Annotated in this window: 17 protein-coding genes; 9 read left to right on the top strand and 8 right to left on the bottom strand. The window is 32.3% G+C overall.

Annotated features, from left to right (window positions below; genetic code table 11):
- Positions 1–18: 18 nt before the first annotated feature.
- Both CLU83_RS10245 and CLU83_RS10240 read left to right on the top strand, forming a co-directional pair.
- Entirely contained in the window at positions 19–1,488 is a 1,470-nt protein-coding gene (locus tag CLU83_RS10245; protein ID WP_100431523.1) for an oligosaccharide flippase family protein, read from the top strand.
- 626 nt (positions 1,489–2,114) lie between these two features.
- On the top strand, positions 2,115–2,411 hold the full coding sequence (locus CLU83_RS10240) for a hypothetical protein (RefSeq protein ID WP_100431522.1): 297 nt from the start codon (positions 2,115–2,117) through the stop codon (positions 2,409–2,411).
- A 182-nt stretch (positions 2,412–2,593) separates the two neighbouring features.
- Here CLU83_RS10240 and uvrA read toward each other — a convergent pair whose 3' ends face one another.
- The gene (gene uvrA / locus CLU83_RS10235) at positions 2,594–5,389 is read right to left on the bottom strand and encodes an excinuclease ABC subunit UvrA (RefSeq protein ID WP_100431521.1); all 2,796 of its coding nucleotides are present in this window, start codon (positions 5,387–5,389) and stop codon (positions 2,594–2,596) included.
- A 509-nt stretch (positions 5,390–5,898) separates the two neighbouring features.
- Here uvrA and CLU83_RS10230 point away from each other — a divergent pair.
- Together CLU83_RS10230 and CLU83_RS22260 are read left to right on the top strand one after the other, a co-directional pair.
- Complete coding sequence (locus CLU83_RS10230; protein WP_100431520.1) at positions 5,899–6,483, top strand: RNA polymerase sigma factor; 585 nt, start codon at positions 5,899–5,901, stop codon at positions 6,481–6,483.
- 46 nt (positions 6,484–6,529) lie between these two features.
- Complete coding sequence (locus tag CLU83_RS22260) at positions 6,530–6,673, top strand: hypothetical protein (protein WP_198512278.1); 144 nt, start codon at positions 6,530–6,532, stop codon at positions 6,671–6,673.
- Positions 6,674–6,769: 96 nt separating this feature from the next.
- On the opposite strand, the gene nth is transcribed toward CLU83_RS22260, so the two are convergent.
- On the bottom strand, positions 6,770–7,420 hold the full coding sequence (nth, locus tag CLU83_RS10225) for an endonuclease III (protein WP_100431519.1): 651 nt from the start codon (positions 7,418–7,420) through the stop codon (positions 6,770–6,772).
- Between the two features lie 143 nt (positions 7,421–7,563).
- Between nth and bcp the strand changes: the two genes are divergently transcribed.
- Complete coding sequence (gene bcp / locus CLU83_RS10220) at positions 7,564–8,016, top strand: thioredoxin-dependent thiol peroxidase (RefSeq protein ID WP_100431518.1); 453 nt, start codon at positions 7,564–7,566, stop codon at positions 8,014–8,016.
- 38 nt (positions 8,017–8,054) lie between these two features.
- Here the strand turns inward: bcp and CLU83_RS10215 are convergent, their stop codons facing one another.
- A complete protein-coding gene (locus CLU83_RS10215) occupies positions 8,055–8,459 on the bottom strand; it encodes a hypothetical protein (protein WP_198512277.1) in 405 nt (134 codons plus the stop codon).
- Positions 8,460–8,823: 364 nt separating this feature from the next.
- The gene (locus CLU83_RS10210) at positions 8,824–10,287 is read right to left on the bottom strand and encodes a nicotinate-nucleotide adenylyltransferase (RefSeq protein WP_100431516.1); all 1,464 of its coding nucleotides are present in this window, start codon (positions 10,285–10,287) and stop codon (positions 8,824–8,826) included.
- Positions 10,288–10,384: 97 nt separating this feature from the next.
- On the opposite strand from CLU83_RS10210, the gene CLU83_RS10205 reads away from it, so the two are divergent.
- Positions 10,385–11,149, top strand: a complete 765-nt coding sequence (locus tag CLU83_RS10205; RefSeq protein WP_100431515.1) for an MBL fold metallo-hydrolase — start codon at positions 10,385–10,387, stop codon at positions 11,147–11,149.
- A gap of 7 nt (positions 11,150–11,156) precedes the next feature.
- On the top strand, positions 11,157–11,657 hold the full coding sequence (locus tag CLU83_RS10200; protein WP_100431514.1) for a hypothetical protein: 501 nt from the start codon (positions 11,157–11,159) through the stop codon (positions 11,655–11,657).
- Between the two features lie 58 nt (positions 11,658–11,715).
- Here CLU83_RS10200 and CLU83_RS10195 read toward each other — a convergent pair whose 3' ends face one another.
- From CLU83_RS10195 to CLU83_RS10180, 4 genes are all read right to left on the bottom strand, one after another.
- Complete coding sequence (locus CLU83_RS10195; RefSeq protein WP_100431513.1) at positions 11,716–12,363, bottom strand: alpha/beta hydrolase; 648 nt, start codon at positions 12,361–12,363, stop codon at positions 11,716–11,718.
- Positions 12,364–12,416: 53 nt separating this feature from the next.
- A complete protein-coding gene (locus tag CLU83_RS10190) occupies positions 12,417–12,743 on the bottom strand; it encodes a hypothetical protein (protein WP_100431512.1) in 327 nt (108 codons plus the stop codon).
- Between the two features lie 9 nt (positions 12,744–12,752).
- A complete protein-coding gene (locus CLU83_RS10185; RefSeq protein ID WP_100431511.1) occupies positions 12,753–14,006 on the bottom strand; it encodes a dihydroorotase family protein in 1,254 nt (417 codons plus the stop codon).
- A gap of 131 nt (positions 14,007–14,137) precedes the next feature.
- Positions 14,138–16,066 (bottom strand): BatA and WFA domain-containing protein, encoded by a 1,929-nt coding sequence (locus CLU83_RS10180; protein ID WP_100431510.1) that lies wholly within the window; start codon positions 16,064–16,066, stop codon positions 14,138–14,140.
- A gap of 108 nt (positions 16,067–16,174) precedes the next feature.
- On the opposite strand from CLU83_RS10180, the gene CLU83_RS10175 reads away from it, so the two are divergent.
- Together CLU83_RS10175 and CLU83_RS10170 are read left to right on the top strand one after the other, a co-directional pair.
- Positions 16,175–16,831: an ion transporter gene (locus tag CLU83_RS10175; RefSeq protein ID WP_100431509.1), complete on the top strand. Its 657-nt coding sequence runs from the start codon at positions 16,175–16,177 to the stop codon at positions 16,829–16,831.
- A 60-nt stretch (positions 16,832–16,891) separates the two neighbouring features.
- Positions 16,892–17,713 (top strand): Bro-N domain-containing protein, encoded by an 822-nt coding sequence (locus CLU83_RS10170; protein WP_100431508.1) that lies wholly within the window; start codon positions 16,892–16,894, stop codon positions 17,711–17,713.
- The last annotated feature ends 19 nt before the right edge of the window (positions 17,714–17,732 follow it).

Genomic DNA, 17,732 nt, shown 5'->3' with positions numbered 1-17,732 from the left:
AACTTTAACCTCCTATTAATGGGCATAGTATTAAATCAGTCATTAAAAAACACCATAATAACTTATATCGGTTTTGGAATTGGAGCTATTAATACTTTGTATTTGTATCCTATTTTTCTTGGGGCGACTTATTATGCATTAACAAATTATATTCTTTCGGCAGCTAATGTGATTATGCCGCTATTTGCCATTGGGATGCAAAATACGTTAGTTAAATTTTACGCCCAATATCAGACAGAGAAAGAACGTTCACAGTTTTTGTCGTTTACGGTATTATTTCCGCTGCTGATGTGTATTCCATTAGCTATAATTGGTGTTTTTTTCTTTGATGATATTTTAGCTTTTGTTTCAAAGAAAAATCCAGTTGTTAAAACCTTTATTTTGCTAATTCCGTTCACTGGTTTGTGTATGGCCTATTTTGAAATATTTTATGCTTGGGCAAGAGTTCATATGCATTCGGTTTTTGGGAATTTCATTAAGGAAGTAGGTTTGCGTTTGTTTTCGTTAATTACTTTGATAGGAGTATATTATAATTGGATTACAGTTGTGCAGTTTGTGTATGTAACAGCTGGAATTTATTTATTAGCTTTAATAGTTACTATGGGTTATGCTTTTTACATAAAAAAACCTGTTTTTCAATTTGTTATTCCTTTAAATGTTAAGGATATCTTGGTTTATACTTTTTACATTATTTTGTCAGGCAGTGTAGCAAATTTGCTTTTGGACGGTGATAAAATAATGCTGAATCAATATATGAAGATTGAAAATATTGCATATTATTCGGTTGCAACTTATATTGCTTTGGTGATTTCTGTTCCAAGCCGTGCCATGCATCAGATTGTTTATCCTATTACTGCGAAATTAATGCATCAGAACAAGCATGATGAACTGAACGATTTGTATAAAAAGACTTCTATAAATCTTCAAATTGTTGGAGGGTTTGTAATGCTTTGTATTTTTGTTAATATCAATCAGCTGTATGAGATTGTTCCAAAAGATTACTCCGGCGGTATAGCAGTTGTATTTATGATTGGGCTTTCAAAATATTTTGATCTGATTTTAGGAAATAATAATGCCATTATTTTCAATTCAAAATATTATAGAGCCGTATTGTTTTTGGGAGTAGGTTTGGTAGTGTTAACAGTGATATTAAACATGATTTTTATTCCTTTATATGGGATTATAGGCTCTGCATTTGCTACTTTATTATCTATTACCTGTTATAGTGTTGCCAAATTGCTTTTTGTTGTAAAACGAATGCATCTGTATCCATTTACAAAACAAACGCTGTATTCCATCTGGATTACATTTGCTGTTTTTCTATTGTTTTATTTTTGGAAGTTTCCAATGAGCCCAATTATAGCAATAGTTTTAAAATCTGTTTTGGTGACTTTTGTGTATGTATTCATCAATTATAAATTTGTTGTTTCGCCAGAAATAAATCAGGCTTTGGATAAGGTTATTTTAAAAATCAGAAGAAACAAATAAAATTTATTGAGAGTAAATTTATGCCGTTTTCCGGTTGGTATTTCCCCATGCTGCACTTAGTGAAACAGCTATGATGAACTGAATTGTTATAACAGTCTTCAAACTCCTTTTGTTTTGCTAACCAGTTTGGATTAATTTGGTTTATGATTAATGTATATACCAAGACATTCAAATCTGCTGTGTTAATCTATCTTGAACCTCATCGGAATTTTGATAGTTTCTGCTGTGTAAAATTTAAAATTATGCGGACCATGACAGTTATCTGTGAAATGGGAGTAAAACTGTTGTTTATATTTCTAAATGGTATTATTTGAAAAAAAAATGAGTTATTTAATTTAATTTTTTCAAATAAATGTAAATTAATAATTATTGACTTGTTAATTTTTTATTTTGGTTTGTTTTTTCTGTAAGTTAAATATTGTTTATTTTGCCTTTAACTTTATTCTGACGATTTTTTTTACTCTTTTTAAATTTGTTGTTTTATAAGTTGTTGAAAATCAATAACTTATAAAATGTATTTTTAAATATCCCTAAAAGTGGGTATTGTAGAATTATTAAAGGCAGGGTACATTTGTAAGGTTAACAAAAAATATAATAGGAATGTTTATTAACTTAAATGTCAAAAGATGAAAAATCAGTTTATTAAACAAGAAAAATTACATCTCTTTACAAAAGTTATTGCGAATAAAATTCAAAATGGTTTTGTAGTTGTAGAGCAAAATGAAAAAACACCTTTTACCGTACTCTATAAAGAGGGTAAAAAAGTTAACCATAGTTTAAATTTTTTGATTTGTTGCGCAACTCTTGGTATGTGGTCATTGCCTTGGTTATATATGACACAGGTTACTGCTAAAGATAAAAAAGTTTTGATTGCAATAGATGAGGAAGGGGGTGTTTTTGAGGAAAACTGTTATTTAGGCTGATTTTTTAAAGTCTTACAAAGATTGTATTAGAGAAAATTAGTGGATCTCTGTAGTATTTGTAAATTATTTATTAAAAAACAATATATGAGTTAAATATATTAATAGAAAAAGCCATGAAGCAATATAAAACTTCATGGCTTTTTAGTTTTTTTAGTTTGGAAAAAAAAACTAATTGAAATCTTTTATAATTTTTCTTTTAAATATTTTGCAGTAATTGACTTTTTGTTTTTTGTTATTTCTTCAGGAGTTCCTACAGCGAGTAACTGACCTCCATTCTCACCTCCTTCAGGGCCTAAATCTATGACCCAGTCAGCACATTTTATTAAGTCGAGATTATGTTCTATTACCAGTATTGAATGTCCTTTCTCTATCAAAGCGTCAAACGAAGCCATTAGTTTTTTGATGTCATGAAAATGCAATCCAGTTGTTGGCTCATCAAAAACAAAAAGAGCTTTCTCTTTGATGGTTCCTTTAACCAAAAAAGAAGCAAGTTTGATGCGTTGTGCTTCACCTCCGGAAAGCGTCGATGATGATTGTCCCAATTGTACGTATCCCAAACCAACATCCTGCAAAGGCTGCAGTTTTTGTATGATTTTTGTCTGCTTATTTTTTTCAAAGAAAATAATGGAATCATCAATAGTCATCGTTAGAATATCATGAATATTTTTGCCGTCAAAGGCTACTTCTAATACTTCTTTTTTGAAACGTTTTCCGTTACAGGTTTCGCATGGGAGCTGGACATCGGCCATGAAAACCATTTCAACGTTTATCGAGCCTTCACCTTTACAGGTTTCACATCTACCGCCATCAACATTAAAAGAGAAATGCTTGGCTTGATAGCCTCTTACCTTAGATAGTTTTTCTTTGGCGTATAATTCTCGAATATCATCATAAGCTTTGATATAGGTTACAGGATTAGATCTGGAACTTCTTCCAATTGGATTTTGATCTACGTATTCTATGTGCTTTATTTGAGAAAAAGAACCAGAAAGTTCACTGAACTGTCCTGCCTTTTCACCTGCATTGTCTAGTTTTTTCTGCATGGCGGGAAAAAGAATTTTCTTGACAAGTGTACTTTTTCCACTGCCTGAAACTCCTGTAATGACTGTTAAAACTTCAAGAGGAATGGTAACATCTATATTTTGTAAATTGTTTTCTCTCGCGCCTTTTATTTCAATGAAACTTTTTGATGTTCGTCTTTTCTTTGGGACACTAATTTCTAGTTCACCATTCAAATATTTGGCGGTTAGCGAGCTTGATTTTAAGATTTCGTCATAAGTGCCTTGCGCGACAAGATTTCCGCCTTGTGTTCCTGCTTCAGGGCCAATATCGATAATCATGTCGGCGGCTTTCATAATATCTTCATCGTGTTCTACTACAATCACCGTGTTGCCTATGTCTCGCAATGACAATAAGACTTTAATTAAGCGTTCGGTGTCTTTTGGATGTAAACCAATACTTGGTTCATCCAAAATATACATAGATCCGACAAGACTGCTGCCTAGAGAAGTTGCCAAATTAATCCGCTGTGATTCCCCTCCCGAAAGCGTGGATGAATTTCGGTTTAAAGTCAAATAATTCAAACCTACTTCGGTTAAAAAAGACAATCTATTATTGATTTCGATTAATAATCGTTTGGCAATTTGTTTTTCATACTCATCCAAATCAATGTTCTTGAAAAATTCAACTAAGTGTTTGATTGGTAAATCGACTAAATCGGATACCGTCTTTCCATTTATTTTTACATAAGAAGCTTCAATTCTCAAACGTTTACCTTTACAGACATGGCATCTGGTTTTACCTCGATAACGGGAAAGCATTACCCGGTTTTGAATTTTATAATTTTTCTCTTCGAGTTCTTTAAAAAAATCATTCAGTCCCTGAAAATATTCATTTCCTGTCCAAATTAAGTCCTTTTGTTCTTCTGTAAGCTGGAAGAAAGGTTTGTGTATCGGGAAATCAAATTTGTAGGCATGATTTACTAATTCATCCCGAAACCATCCCATGCTTTCGCCACGCCAAGGAAAAATGGCATTTTCAAAAATCGAAAGTGAAGTGTTTGGAATGACTAATTCGCTATCGATTCCTATAATGTTTCCGTAACCTTCACAAACAGGGCATGCGCCATACGGATTATTGAAACTGAATAAATGTACGTTTGGTTCCAGAAAAGTAATTCCGTCCAATTCAAAATTATTAGAAAACGAAAGCTTTTTATCAGTGTTTAATTCTTGTAAATAGCAAATTCCTTTTCCTTCAAAAAAAGCAGTCTGCACAGCATCGGATAATCGGTTATAGAATTCTTCTTCGTCTTTGACAATAATTCTGTCAATAATGAGCAAGATGTCTTTATGATCTAATGAATGTTGTTCTTTTAAAGAAAAATCATCCAAACGAACCATCTCATTATTAACCAAAATCCTAGCGAAACCTTGCTGTAATAAGACTTTTAGTTTGTCTTCCAATTGTCTTCCTTCTTCAAGATGAATAGGAGCGAGGAGAAGCCATTTACTGTCCTGCTCAAATTTTTTAACTTCACTGACTACATCGGTAACCGTATTTTTTTTAACTTCTTGTCCTGATATAGGAGAATAGGTTCTTCCAATTCGGGCAAATAATAGTTTAATGTAATCGTATATTTCGGTTGAAGTTCCTACGGTTGAACGCGCATTTGTCGTATTTACTTTTTGTTCAATAGCGATAGCAGGGGCAATTCCTTTAATGTATTCTACTTTTGGTTTATCCAAACGACCTAAGAATTGTCTGGCGTATGAAGACAGACTTTCTACATAACGGCGTTGTCCTTCGGCATATAAGGTGTCAAATGCTAAACTGGATTTTCCAGAACCGGAAAGCCCTGTAATGACTACGAGTTTGTTCCTAGGAATTGCTACATCTACATTTTTTAAATTATGTACTTGAGCTCCTTTTATTATGATATTTTTCTTTGGATCGAGTTTGGAAATGTCAACTGGCATACTAAAAATGAATTTTCACAAAAGTACTCAATTTTAATATGAATGCCTCTAAAGAATTATAATCAGAACTTACTTTTTAAACCTGTTTTTGTTCTGCAATCTGTATTTTCTAATAATAATTGAGTTAGCGCCAAATTGTTGTTTTAAACGGTATAGATGGTTTGTTCTTTATTTATTAATCATAATATAAATATTACATGTCATTTTGAAATAAAAAATCGCTCTCCTGTTATTTTATAATGCGTAAAAGATTTATATTGCTTTATTCTATTTAGCTTAATTTCAATGTGTAACAATGTTTTGCCTTTTGTGAGGGCAGAATAATTTGTTGAAAAATGTAGCTTTAATTTTTAAAAATGACATTTATTATCTTTTTTCTTGCTTCTTTTAATAAAAAATTGTTAAATTTGACAAATGTTTAACTTAAACAAAACCTTGTAAGCCTATAGCACAGAACTACCTTTTAGAAAGACTACCCCCAAGAACTAACAATCTAAAAAGGAATAGCTATGGCAAATATTCAAAAAACAGATGCTTTATTAGTAAAGGATTATATGGCTGGCGATGAAAACGCATTGGCTATATTAATAAGAAGGCATGAGTCCAAAGTGTTTGGATTTATTTATTCTAAAGTTTCAGATAAAGACGTTTCCAACGACATTTTTCAAGATACTTTTATCAAAGTAATCAAAACCTTAAAATTAAATTCATATAACGAAGAAGGAAAATTTTTGCCTTGGGTTATGCGTATTGCCCATAACTTAATTATTGATCATTTTAGAAAGTTAAAAAAAATGCCGATGTACAGAGAGACAGAGGAATTTTCTATTTTTTCTATAATGTCTGATGATTCACTTACTGTCGAAAATCAAATTATTGCAGAACAGGTTGAGGTTGATGTACGCAGACTAGTTGAAGAGCTTCCTTTGGATCAAAAAGAAGTTTTAATCATGCGTATGTATCAGGATATGAGTTTTAAAGAAATCTCAGAAATTACAGGGGTCAGCATCAATACGGCATTAGGCAGAATGCGTTATGCAATAATGAATTTGAGGAAAATTATAGATAAGCATCAAATTGTTTTGACTAATTGATAATAAAAGGGTTATTAATCCGTTATAATATAAAATTTATATTGATATGGAAAAGAATTACTCTAAAGAATTAAAAATTGTCAAAAAAATGAAACCGGATAAAGAAGTTGTTTCTTTTTTATTGAATTACTCTAAAGCATTGAAAATGTTTAAAATAGAGGAAAAGGTTTTTGAAATTGTAGTAAATTAATTTTATAAGTTAAAAGTATTTTAATCTATACCAGATTCCCGCAAATTTCACTAATTTTTTTATAAAATTAGTGAAATTTGTTATTTATAGCTGTGATTATTTTTTATCAAATTCACTCAAAACCGATTTTCGCCCAATTGTTCTGGTAATAATGTCTTTCTCCAAATTCCATCCCCTCGCAGGCGAATATTCACGTCCATACCAAATAATCTGCAGGTGAAGATCATTCCATAATTCTTCAGGGAAAATACGTTTGGCATCCTTTTCAGTTTGAACTACATTTTTGCCATTTGTCAAGTTCCAGCGGTACATTAACCGGTGAATGTGGGTATCAACTGGAAAAGCAGGAACTCCAAAAGCTTGTGACATTACAACGCTGGCTGTTTTATGCCCAACTGCTGGCAATTCTTCTAAATACTCAAAACTCTGAGGTACAAGCCCATTGTGTTTTTGAATCAAAATTTGTGACAAGCCATGAATACCTTTCGATTTCATTGGAGATAAACCGCAAGGGCGAATGATTGCCTTGATTTCTTCTATCGACATTTTAACCATATCATACGGATTGTCGGCTTTAGCAAAAAGTATGGGAGTAATTTGATTAACCCGAACATCTGTGCATTGTGCCGAAAGTAAAACGGCAATCAGTAAAGTATATGGATCTTTATGGTCTAACGGAATTGGAATAGTAGGATATAATTCATTTAGTGTATTGATAACAAATGTTACGCGTTCCTGTTTGGTCATTTTTTTGAGTTGCTAAGAATCTGAGTTTTTAAGACTGTTTTTGGATGTAAAAATAATATTATTTAGTTTTTGAATTGAATTTGAATGTCATTTTTTACAAAACTTAGTACCTTAGCTTCTTAGTAACTTAGAATCTAAATAACATGACTACATTAAAAATAGGAGATCAAGCACCACAATTTTCAGGGATAGATCAAGATGGGAAATCACATCAATTAGCAGATTATAAAGGAAAAAAACTGGTGGTTTTCTTTTATCCAAAAGCTTCAACACCTGGATGCACGGCAGAGGTTTGTGATTTAAGGGATAATTTCGAGCGTTTTCAGGCTAATAATTATGTACTTCTTGGAGTAAGTGCTGATAGTGCCAAAGCACAAGCAAAGTTTAGAGATAAACATGATTTTCCTTTTCCGCTATTGGCTGATGAAGATAAGTCAGTAATAAATGCTTTCGGAGTTTGGGGACCAAAAAAGTTTATGGGAAGGGAATATGACGGTATTCACAGAACCACTTTTGTAATTGATGAAAACGGAATCATTAGCGATGTTATCTCTGCTGTAAAAACTAAAGAACACGCTGGGCAAATTTTAAAATAAATCAAAATCACCACAAGAGAATTCCTTTTGTGATGATTTTATAGGTAATCTGTAACGTCCAGATAATCAATGTCATTATTAAGGTTGTTGTTGTCTCTAGAAAACTTTAATTGAGATTGTAAACAGCTTAATTTTTTTAGATTCTGGAATTGTTTTAATTGAGGTAGAATTGTTGTGGTAAATTGTTCTTTTAATGATTTAAATTGATTAACATTTTCGATGTAAAATTGATATTTAAATTTTTGTCCGTTTTCGATGAATTTTATTGAATTCTCAATTCCATTATATGTCATATTGTCACCACCATAAAACCGACCTTTATAAGCGAATATATTGATTTCTATTTCCTGTAAATCTCTCCATTTGTGAATCATAGTATTTTGATTTTCGTTAATTTCAATGTTGTTTTCAGAAAAACCAACTACTATTGTTTTTTGAATCATTTTCAAAGGAGTGAATTTACCTTTTGTAATTCTATTAAATTGCATAAAGCAGATGATACCAAAAATGATGCTAAGACAAAATATGGGGTGTTTGGTATTTATCCCGTAAACGAAAGGAATAAAAGTAATTGATAGTATGATTATAATTAAAAATATTTCTAGTATAGTTGGCTTTTGGTGAATTACAATTGGCAATTTCATTTTTGTTATTTATGCTTAAATTATTTTGGTTTTAATACTTTTTATCAAATATATATAACTTTTTGGTATTTAAGTTTTTCTTGATATTTAAAAAAAAAACCAAGAAAAACAATTAGTCTTCCTTGGATTTTATTAATTATGGATAGATTTTTTTTAGCTCAAATTATTTACTCGCTTCCAAAAGCGTATTGGGCTGATATCCAAAAAGATGTTTTTCTTTAATAATTTCGGCTACTCCTGGAGGAAGCATTGGTTCCCAGCCAGGTTTTCCAGCACTAATCATTTTTAAGACTTCGCGAGAGAATACTTCTAATATTTCGGGGTTGTAATCTTCGATATCGACTACTTTTCCATTGAATTTAAAGAATTTGTATAATTCTTTCATTCTAGGATGTACTTTTAAGTTTTTGGAAGTAATGATTTCTCCCTCTTCACCCAGCATTGGATATAAAAAGACTTTCATATCGCGGTAAAATAATTTTCCAAAGGCTTCTAAAATTCCGCCGCTCAAATGGCGGTAGTATTTCTCGTCAAATATATCTACTAAGTTGTTTACTCCCATAGCAAGTCCCATTCTGGCTTTGGTATAATTAGAGAAATATTCAACTACTTTGTAGTATTCTTGGAAATTGGATATCATTACGGTTTGTCCCAATGAACATAGCAATTCGGCACGATCCATAAAATCTCTTTCGTCAATTTCGCCATCAGATCTAAGATTAGATAGTGTTATTTCGAAAATTACCAAAGTGTTTTCCTTCTCTACCTTATTTTCGGCCAAAAACATTTTTAAGGAATTGGCATACATATCCATGTTTACTTTGGTAACTGGACGGAAACTTCCTCTAAAAGCAAGTATATTTTTTTTGTACAGAATAGCAGCTGGGAGAACATTTTTGCCTTTTGGGTTGAACATTACGGCATCGGTCATGCCGTTTTTTACCAGTTGCAGACTCATTAAACGATTATCAACATCAGCAAAACGAGGACCTGAGAAATTAATGGTGTCAATTTCTAATTGATCTTTGTCAAGATGGTCGTATAAATAACGCAGTAATTTTTTTGGGTCATTGTATTTGTAGAAAGCACCATAAATAAGGTTAACTCCTAAAACACCTAAGGTTTCTTGTTGTAATCTAGAATCCGTTTCTTTGAAACGAATGTGGATGATAATTTCGTTATAGTCTTCAGTTGGATCCAGTTGGTATCGAATTCCAACCCAGCCATGGCCTTTAAACTGTTTTGCAAAATCTATGGTGGCAACGGTGTTGGCGTAACTGAAAAACATTTTGTTAGGATGTTTTGTCCGGCTTAATCGTTCTTCAATCAATTCGCCTTCAAAAGTCAACATTTTTTTCAGTCGGCTTTCAGTTACATAACGACCGTCTTCTTCAGTTCCATAAACGGCATCACTAAAATCTTTGTCATAGGCAGACATAGCTTTTGCGATTGTCCCAGATGATCCACCAGATCTAAAAAAATGCCTGACTGTTTCTTGACCAGCTCCAATTTCAGCAAAAGTTCCGTATATATTTTCGTTTAAATTAATACGAAGTGCTTTGTCCTTTAAGGAAGGGATTTGCTCGATAACTTTGTCTCCTTTTAGTTTTATCTTTTTGGCTTCCATTTTTTTTGTTTAAATTCGGCAATTATGTCACAAAGTTAACTAATTAGGCTTCTCATAAAAGAGAATTAATTCTATTTTTGTAAAAAAAAGAAACAAATTGAAGGTATATTTTTTAGGTACTGGCACATCCCAAGGGATTCCAATTATAGGAATTGATCATGAAGTTTGCAAAAGCACTGATTTTAAGGATAAAAGGCTCCGGGTTTCGGTTTGGATTACATGGGAAGACCATTCATACGTAATCGATTGCGGACCTGATTTCAGACAGCAGATGTTGTCGTCTAACTGCAGAAAATTGGACGGTATCTTATTTACTCATGAACATGCTGATCATACGGCTGGTTTGGATGATATTCGGCCTTTTAATTTCAGGCAGGGAGCGATTCCAATTTATGCTCATAAAAGGGTGCTTGCCAATATTGAAAAGCGTTTTGATTACATATTCGAAACTGTCAATAGATATCCTGGCGCACCTTCTGTAAAAACTTTCGAAATCGGAAATAACCAGCCTTTTTCAATTGGTAATAAAACAGCTGTTCCAATAAATGTGTGGCATGGAGATTTGCAGGTTTTTGGATTTAGAATTGATAATTTTGCTTATTTAACAGATGTGAAAACTATTGATGAAGCAGAAATAGCTAAGTTAAAAGGTCTCAAGGTTTTGGTTGTTAATGCATTGCGGGAACAGCCTCATGATACGCATTTTAATTTGCAGGAAGCACTTGATTTTATAGCTTTGCTAAAACCCGAAAAAGCCTATCTGACACATATTAGCCACATGCTTGGTTTTCATGAAGAAGTTCAAAAGAAACTGCCGGAAAACGTTTTCTTGGCCTACGATAATTTAGAAATTACAATTTAATCTACAAATGAAAAAATCATTACTCCTTTACGCTTTAATTCTGTCTTTGGTCTTTAATGTTTATACGTATATGTATTTAAGCAAAGAAGTGACTTTTGAACAGGAAAAATATAAAAAAAACACAGCCAAGCTAAAAGATACTTTACAGTTGGTTACCAATAAACTCTCCGATGCTGATTATTTTTCATTGGAAAGAAATGAAAATGCCCAAAATTATTTCGACTCGGCTAAATCTGATAAAATCAGAAATTATACGACTTTAGTTCCTTATGTTACCGCTCAATTATTGGATTTGAATGCTAATCCAAAAGGAAATCCTTATACGGGACAAGACCAATTGGGAGCAAATAAGTTTATTATTAATAAAGTAAAAGTGTTAAATCATCGTTGGATAATAGCTGACTATAGTGACGGAGAATATTGGGGAGAAGTATTGCTGAAGTACTTTATCAATGATGATGAAAGTGTTTCTTTTGAAGTGAATCAGTCTGTTATTTATCAGAAATAATTAAGTTTTCAGTCTCAGTTTTCAGTATTGGCAGTGACTGAAAACTGAGACTGAGAACTTATTTCCCAGAAAGCCAATTTTTGAAATCAAAAAAGTTTTGCGGAGCTACTCCATGACCTACAGGATATTCTTTATAGGTTATTGCAACGCCCAGTTTTTCTAAAATCCCAGGTGTTTTTCTTGCCCAATCAACAGGGATTACCTGATCTACTGTTCCGTGAGAGGCAAATATTTTGAGTTTGCTTAAATTATTTTTTAAGTAATCTTCGGTAACAATTTCTAAATTTAGATAACCGCTCATTGCTACTACTTTGTTCACTTTTTCAGGATACGAAAGTGCAACGGCATAACTTAAAATTGAACCTTGGCTAAAACCAATCAGATTGACATTTTGGATATCAATAGGGTAGTTAGCGACTAATTCATCAATGAAACCGGCAATTACATCTCTTGAAATCCGTGCTTGGTCGTTATCTGAAAATTTATTTTGGTCAGCATCGAAATTTATGGCATACCAAGCATAACTACCGTATTGAAGGTCATAAGGAGCACGAGCTGAAATGATATAATACTCGTTTGGCAATTCTGTCGCAAACGAAAATAAATCGGCTTCGTTACTGCCGTAGCCGTGAAGTAAAAGCAATACAGGATTTTTATCGAGAATCACTTTAGGTTCTCTTATTTTATATTCTAAAGATAGATTCATAAATTAGTGTTCAGTATTCAGTTTATTTAGTATTCAGTTTTAAGATGTGAACTTTATGAGATGCTTTTAAGCCATTTCTGAAAGTATTCTCCAAGTAATGGTACCGGTTTTGTTTCGCCTTTAATAGCGCTGAATATGCCATAAGTCCACAAAACAGAAATGAAAATCCACATAGGTGCAGAGATCATTAGGCTGTCAAAGTTATTAATGATTAAGCCCAAAGAAATAAAAGTAAGTGTAAGTCCTAGTCCTTGTCGAATATGAAACGATGCAAATTCATTTTTGTCTTCGCTATTCATTGACATGGCTATAAATACGCCAATGCCTAAAATATAACTGGTAATAGCTGCTGTTTTTCCAGCTTCGATATTGTTGTTCATACTGATTTGTTATCCTAAAATTAATTTTCCTTGGTTCAGAATTCCATAAGCCTTTCCTTTTAGAGAGGTGCCTAAAAATGCTGAATTTTTGGATTTTGAAAGTATGTTTTCTTTTGTGAAAATACTAGAGCCTTCTGGGTTGAATAAAGTGATATTGGCGATTTCGCCTTCGCTGATGCTGTTGGTTGGGATGCTAAAAATCACTTTTCCTGCGGTAAATTTTTCAATTATAGTTTCTAATGGAAGCACTGTCATTAAAGCTCCAAAAGCGCTTTCTAGACCTATGGTTCCGTTTTTTGCCAAATCAAATTCCATTTTTTTGTGTTCAATGTCAATTGGATTGTGATCGGAAGTGATTAAATCGATAGTTCCATCCAAAACTCCATTAATCAATGCTAGTCTGTCGCTTTCAGTTTTTAGTGGCGGAGTTACTTTAAAACGCGTGTCAAATTCTTCCAGTTTTTCATCGGTTAATACCAAATGATGAACGGTTACACTGCAGGTAACGTTTAGCCCTTTTGCTTTAGCTTCTTTAATTAACTGTACAGATTTTGCTGAAGAAATGGTTGGAATATGCATTTTACCTCCGGTGTATTCCAATAAAAATAAGTTTCTGGCAATTTGTAATTCTTCGGCTAAGTCTGGAATACCTTTTAGCCCCAATCGGGTGGAAACAACGCCTTCATTAGCTACGCCGTTTCCTTTTATTTTGTCATCTTGCGCAAAAGCGACAACTAATCCGTCAAAATCCTGTACGTATTGCAAAGCTATTTTTAGCAAATTGGCATTGTCCAAGCTTTTTGTATAATCTCCAAAGGCAACTGCTCCAGCATTTTTCATATCATACAATTCGGCCATGTCTTTACCTTCGCTTTCTTTGGTTAAAGCTCCAATTGGAAAAAGCTGTGCTGCAAAACCGTTGGCTTTATTTTTCACAAAATTGATTTGTGCTTGATTGTCTATAACAGGAAAGGAGTTGGGTTGCAGTACGATGGCTGTAAAACCGCTTTTTGCAGCAACATCCAGTCCGTTTGAAATTGTTTCCCTGTCTTCAAAACCAGGTTCTCCAAGGGAAACGCTGCTGTCAAACCATCCTTGTGAAATATGAAGATTATCAAGCCTTAGTTCTTCGGTATTATCGGTATTTGGAAGTGCCGTTCCTATCTTTTTTATAAAACCATCTGCAATTAAAAGATCTAGAGTCTGGTTGTTAAAGGGACTTTTCGAATCGATAATTTTGGCGTCTCGGATGATTATTTTCATGTTAGATAATTTACTTTAGTTGAAACAATAAAATTTATGTTTAGAAAATTAAAACTTAATTTTCTTGAACCATTAAGAATAAGTTAATAAAGAAAAACTTAATATTCTTAATGTCTTAATGGTGAAAAAAATTATTTCACAAATTTGATAATTGCCATTTCCAATGCCAGAAAAAGCAGTGCAAAGATAATAAACCATTTCCAAATTTGATTATCGTTTCGGTTGCTTTGCAGCGTGTCAAAAATGGTTGAAATGGAATCACTTGTTTTATAATCGGATAATAGAGTTTCGTTTACTTGATCCAGATTACTTTCGGTTCTTGGATAATTAAAACTGATATTTTCTATTGGTTTTTTGGAATCATATATTGTATAATTGCCTGCCTTTTCAGGATAATCATTAAAGAATAGCTGCACTTTATTATTCAATAATTGCTGCACTGGAATAAATTGTTCATCTTGATTTTTTACCGTCAGGATTTCATCTTTTGCCAAATTGACAGAAACGAGATAGGAGGTGTTATTTCCAATGATGTTTGAATTAATTCCGTTATTTAGCTTGCTTAAAGCCATTTTATAAAAAACAGGAACAATCAATGGAGATTGCTGAAAATTTGAATTCAACGTGTTTAAAGGAGCTGAAAACACATAAACTGATGAAGCAGTATTCTGTAATCCTATTAAAAACGGAGATTTATCATCAAAAATTAAAATGGCCGGATTCGTGGTGGAAACAGTAAAATCTTTTTTGATTTTTGGATATTGAAAGTTATTGGTTTTATTTTCGAAAACACCAGCAAATAACGGATGACTGAAATTAATTTTTGTAATCAGCTTTTCATTCGATTCCAATGATTTGAATTGAGTGCTGCCAAATTGATTTAATAACGCATTTAAACTAGAAACTGACGCTGTTTCTGATGGAATTACAATTAGGTTTCCTCCTTTTTTGACAAATGCTTTCAAAGTGGTTTGCAGTGCTTGAGGAATTTCGTCCAATTCATTTAAAATAATAGCATCTTGCTTTTCGATACTGTTGTAATCCAAAGTATTTAACGTAAATGAACTATAATTGAATTCATCATTGGTGTAAATTCGGCTCAGGAAATTATTTTTTTCGGGTGTTCCAATACTGATGATGTTATTCTTTTTGATTTTTGAAATACTAAAAAATAATTTATTATCATATCCTAAATCATTGTCTTCAATGGAGACATATCCGTGAAAAGCTTGTTTTGGAATAGTGAAATTGATGGTTTCTTTTTTATTTTTAAAATTAATGATGGTTTTTGCAATCAGTTTGTTTTGATTGTATAAAGCCATTGAAACAGGTTTGAAATCCTCACTGTAATTGGTTGTATTGATGCTTAATTCGTAAAAATCATCAAGAGTTTGACGGATAAAAACACTGTCTATTGCTACATTGTTTTTTTGTTCTGCCTTTGGAATAATGAAATACGGAATATCATCTGTTTCAATATTCTTTAATTGATTTGGAGTTAGCCCCACAGCATCAGTAATTACCACAATATCTTTTTTGAATGCCGATTTATGTGCTTTTACTTTAGCTAAAATATTGTCTAATTGAAAGGGGACTGCACTGTATTTCAGGTTTTGCAGCTCATTCCGAATAGTTCTGATATCAGTATCCCAGTAACTGTCGGTATTGGTAAGTAATGAAAAGTTAGCGTTTTCAGGAGTTTCTTCTAATAGTTCTTGAATTGCCCGTTTTAATAATTCCCCTTTTTTTCCTTTGGCCTGCATACTAAAGGAATTGTCCAGAATAATATACATTTCATTGTTAACGTTTTTACTGTCTTTGGATTCGAAAAAAGGCTGTGTAAAAGCCAGAATTATACATGTCAATAAAAGAAGACGGCATGCCAAAAGTAACCATTTTTTGATTTTAGAACTTTTTCGGGTTTGGATCGAAAGGGCTTTTAGAAATCGGACATTGGTAAAATATTCTTTTTTGAAACGTCTTAATTGGAATAAATGCACCAAAATTGGAACAATCAACAGGAAAAGAAAGTATAGAATTTCGGGTTGTTTAAAATGCATTCTGAAAATGAGTTTGTCAAAGATAGTATTTTGAATTAAGATTTCAGAATTCGGATTTCAGATTTTGTTCGGATTTAGGTTATATTTGAAGAATAAATTTAATAATTAATGAATACAACTGAAAATAGTGATAAATTAGGATACTTTAATATTGTAATAATGGTTCTTACAATTTATGTTTTAAGTGCTTTATTATTAGAAACAATTTTTGTTCTGCCATCAGAAACTTCCAAACTTTTAAAGTTTATCGATAATGCTATTTGTTTAATCTTCTTTATTGATTTTACAGTTCGATTTTTTAAGGCAGATAATAAATTAAGATTTATGCGTTGGGGTTGGATTGATTTAATTTCGAGTATTCCTATGATAAATTTTTTTAGAACAGGAAGATTATTAAGATTAATTAGGTTGTTCAGAATTGTTAGAGCTTTCCGTTCTTCAAGATTACTTTTAAATCATATTTTTAAAAATAGGGCAAAAGGGGCACTTACAACTGTTTCAATTTTTGCTATAATGTTGATAATATTTTCATCAATAGCAATTTTACAGGTTGAAAATACAAATGATGGAAATATAAAAACGGCTGAAGATGCTTTGTGGTGGGCGTATGTTACGATAACGACTGTTGGTTATGGAGATAAATTCCCGGTAACAACGGAAGGAAGAATTATTGCAGTTATATTAATGACAGCAGGAGTAGGACTTTTCGGAACCTTTACGGCTTATGCATCATCTTTGTTTGTGGAAGGGAAAAAGAGTGAGTAATAAATAATATTCTTTAAAAAGTCATGTTTTTAATACTAAAAATATTAATATTACGTAATTATGACAAAAGAAACCGCATTGCAATTATTTGAACAAAAGCAAGTTCGTTCTTTATGGAACGAAGAGGTGGAGAAATGGTATTTTTCTATTGTTGATGTTATTGGGATATTATCCGAAAGCCCAAATCCGAATAATTATTGGAAAGTTTTGAAAAACCGTCTAAAAAAAGAAGGAAGTCAGTTGGTTACAAATTGTAACCAACTGAAAATGGTTTCATCTGATGGTAAATATTATAAAACAGATGTTGCTGATACTGAACAATTATTTAGATTAATTCAATCTGTCCCTTCTCCAAAAGCAGAACCTTTCAAACTTTGGTTGGCTCAAGTGGGGAGCGAACGACTTGATGAAATGCAGGATCCAGAAATAGGCATAGACAGAGCATTACAGCATTATCTGCAATTAGGCTATTCAGAAAGTTGGATTAATCAGCGCTTAAAAAGTATTGAAATTCGAAAAGAACTTACTGATGAATGGAAAAGCCGAGGGTTAAAAGAAGGAAGCCAATTTGCTATATTAACCGATATTATAACCAAAGCGTGGTCCGATAAAACGACTAAAGAATATAAAATTTTGAAAGGATTGAAAAAGGAAAATCTTCGGGACAATATGACAAATACCGAATTAATTTTAAATATGCTTGCCGAAGCTTCTACCAAAGATATTTCACAAGCGGTTAATCCAAAATCATTTCAAGAAAGTCAGAAAGTTGCACAACAAGGTGGAAATGTAGCTAAAGTTGCTTTGAAAGAATTGGAAGCTAAAACAGGAAAAAAAGTTATAACGGATATTTCTGCTAAAAAACTTTTGGACAATCAATAAAAAATCAATTTCAATAACA

Source organism: Flavobacterium sp. 1 (assembly GCF_002797935.1).
Lineage (GTDB): Bacteria > Bacteroidota > Bacteroidia > Flavobacteriales > Flavobacteriaceae > Flavobacterium.
The sequence above is the reverse complement of the archived record's forward strand: the minus strand, read 5'-3'. Positions and strand labels throughout refer to the sequence as shown.

Excerpts from the sequence above, each read along its gene's own strand:
- CLU83_RS10190 (WP_100431512.1), bottom strand. The coding sequence starts at position 12,743 with ATGAACAACAATATCGAAGCTGGAAAAACAGCAGCTATTACCAGTTAT.
- CLU83_RS10245 (WP_100431523.1), top strand. The coding sequence starts at position 19 with ATGGGCATAGTATTAAATCAGTCATTAAAAAACACCATAATAACTTAT.
- CLU83_RS10215 (WP_198512277.1), bottom strand. The coding sequence starts at position 8,459 with ATGATTCAAAAAACAATAGTAGTTGGTTTTTCTGAAAACAACATTGAA.
- CLU83_RS10240 (WP_100431522.1), top strand. The coding sequence starts at position 2,115 with ATGAAAAATCAGTTTATTAAACAAGAAAAATTACATCTCTTTACAAAA.
- CLU83_RS10195 (WP_100431513.1), bottom strand. The coding sequence starts at position 12,363 with ATGAATCTATCTTTAGAATATAAAATAAGAGAACCTAAAGTGATTCTC.
- bcp (WP_100431518.1), top strand. The coding sequence starts at position 7,564 with ATGACTACATTAAAAATAGGAGATCAAGCACCACAATTTTCAGGGATA.
- nth (WP_100431519.1), bottom strand. The coding sequence starts at position 7,420 with ATGACCAAACAGGAACGCGTAACATTTGTTATCAATACACTAAATGAA.
- CLU83_RS10170 (WP_100431508.1), top strand. The coding sequence starts at position 16,892 with ATGACAAAAGAAACCGCATTGCAATTATTTGAACAAAAGCAAGTTCGT.
- CLU83_RS10210 (WP_100431516.1), bottom strand. The coding sequence starts at position 10,287 with ATGGAAGCCAAAAAGATAAAACTAAAAGGAGACAAAGTTATCGAGCAA.
- uvrA (WP_100431521.1), bottom strand. The coding sequence starts at position 5,389 with ATGCCAGTTGACATTTCCAAACTCGATCCAAAGAAAAATATCATAATA.
- CLU83_RS10230 (WP_100431520.1), top strand. The coding sequence starts at position 5,899 with ATGGCAAATATTCAAAAAACAGATGCTTTATTAGTAAAGGATTATATG.
- CLU83_RS10185 (WP_100431511.1), bottom strand. The coding sequence starts at position 14,006 with ATGAAAATAATCATCCGAGACGCCAAAATTATCGATTCGAAAAGTCCC.
- CLU83_RS10200 (WP_100431514.1), top strand. The coding sequence starts at position 11,157 with ATGAAAAAATCATTACTCCTTTACGCTTTAATTCTGTCTTTGGTCTTT.
- CLU83_RS22260 (WP_198512278.1), top strand. The coding sequence starts at position 6,530 with ATGGAAAAGAATTACTCTAAAGAATTAAAAATTGTCAAAAAAATGAAA.
- CLU83_RS10180 (WP_100431510.1), bottom strand. The coding sequence starts at position 16,066 with ATGCATTTTAAACAACCCGAAATTCTATACTTTCTTTTCCTGTTGATT.
- CLU83_RS10175 (WP_100431509.1), top strand. The coding sequence starts at position 16,175 with ATGAATACAACTGAAAATAGTGATAAATTAGGATACTTTAATATTGTA.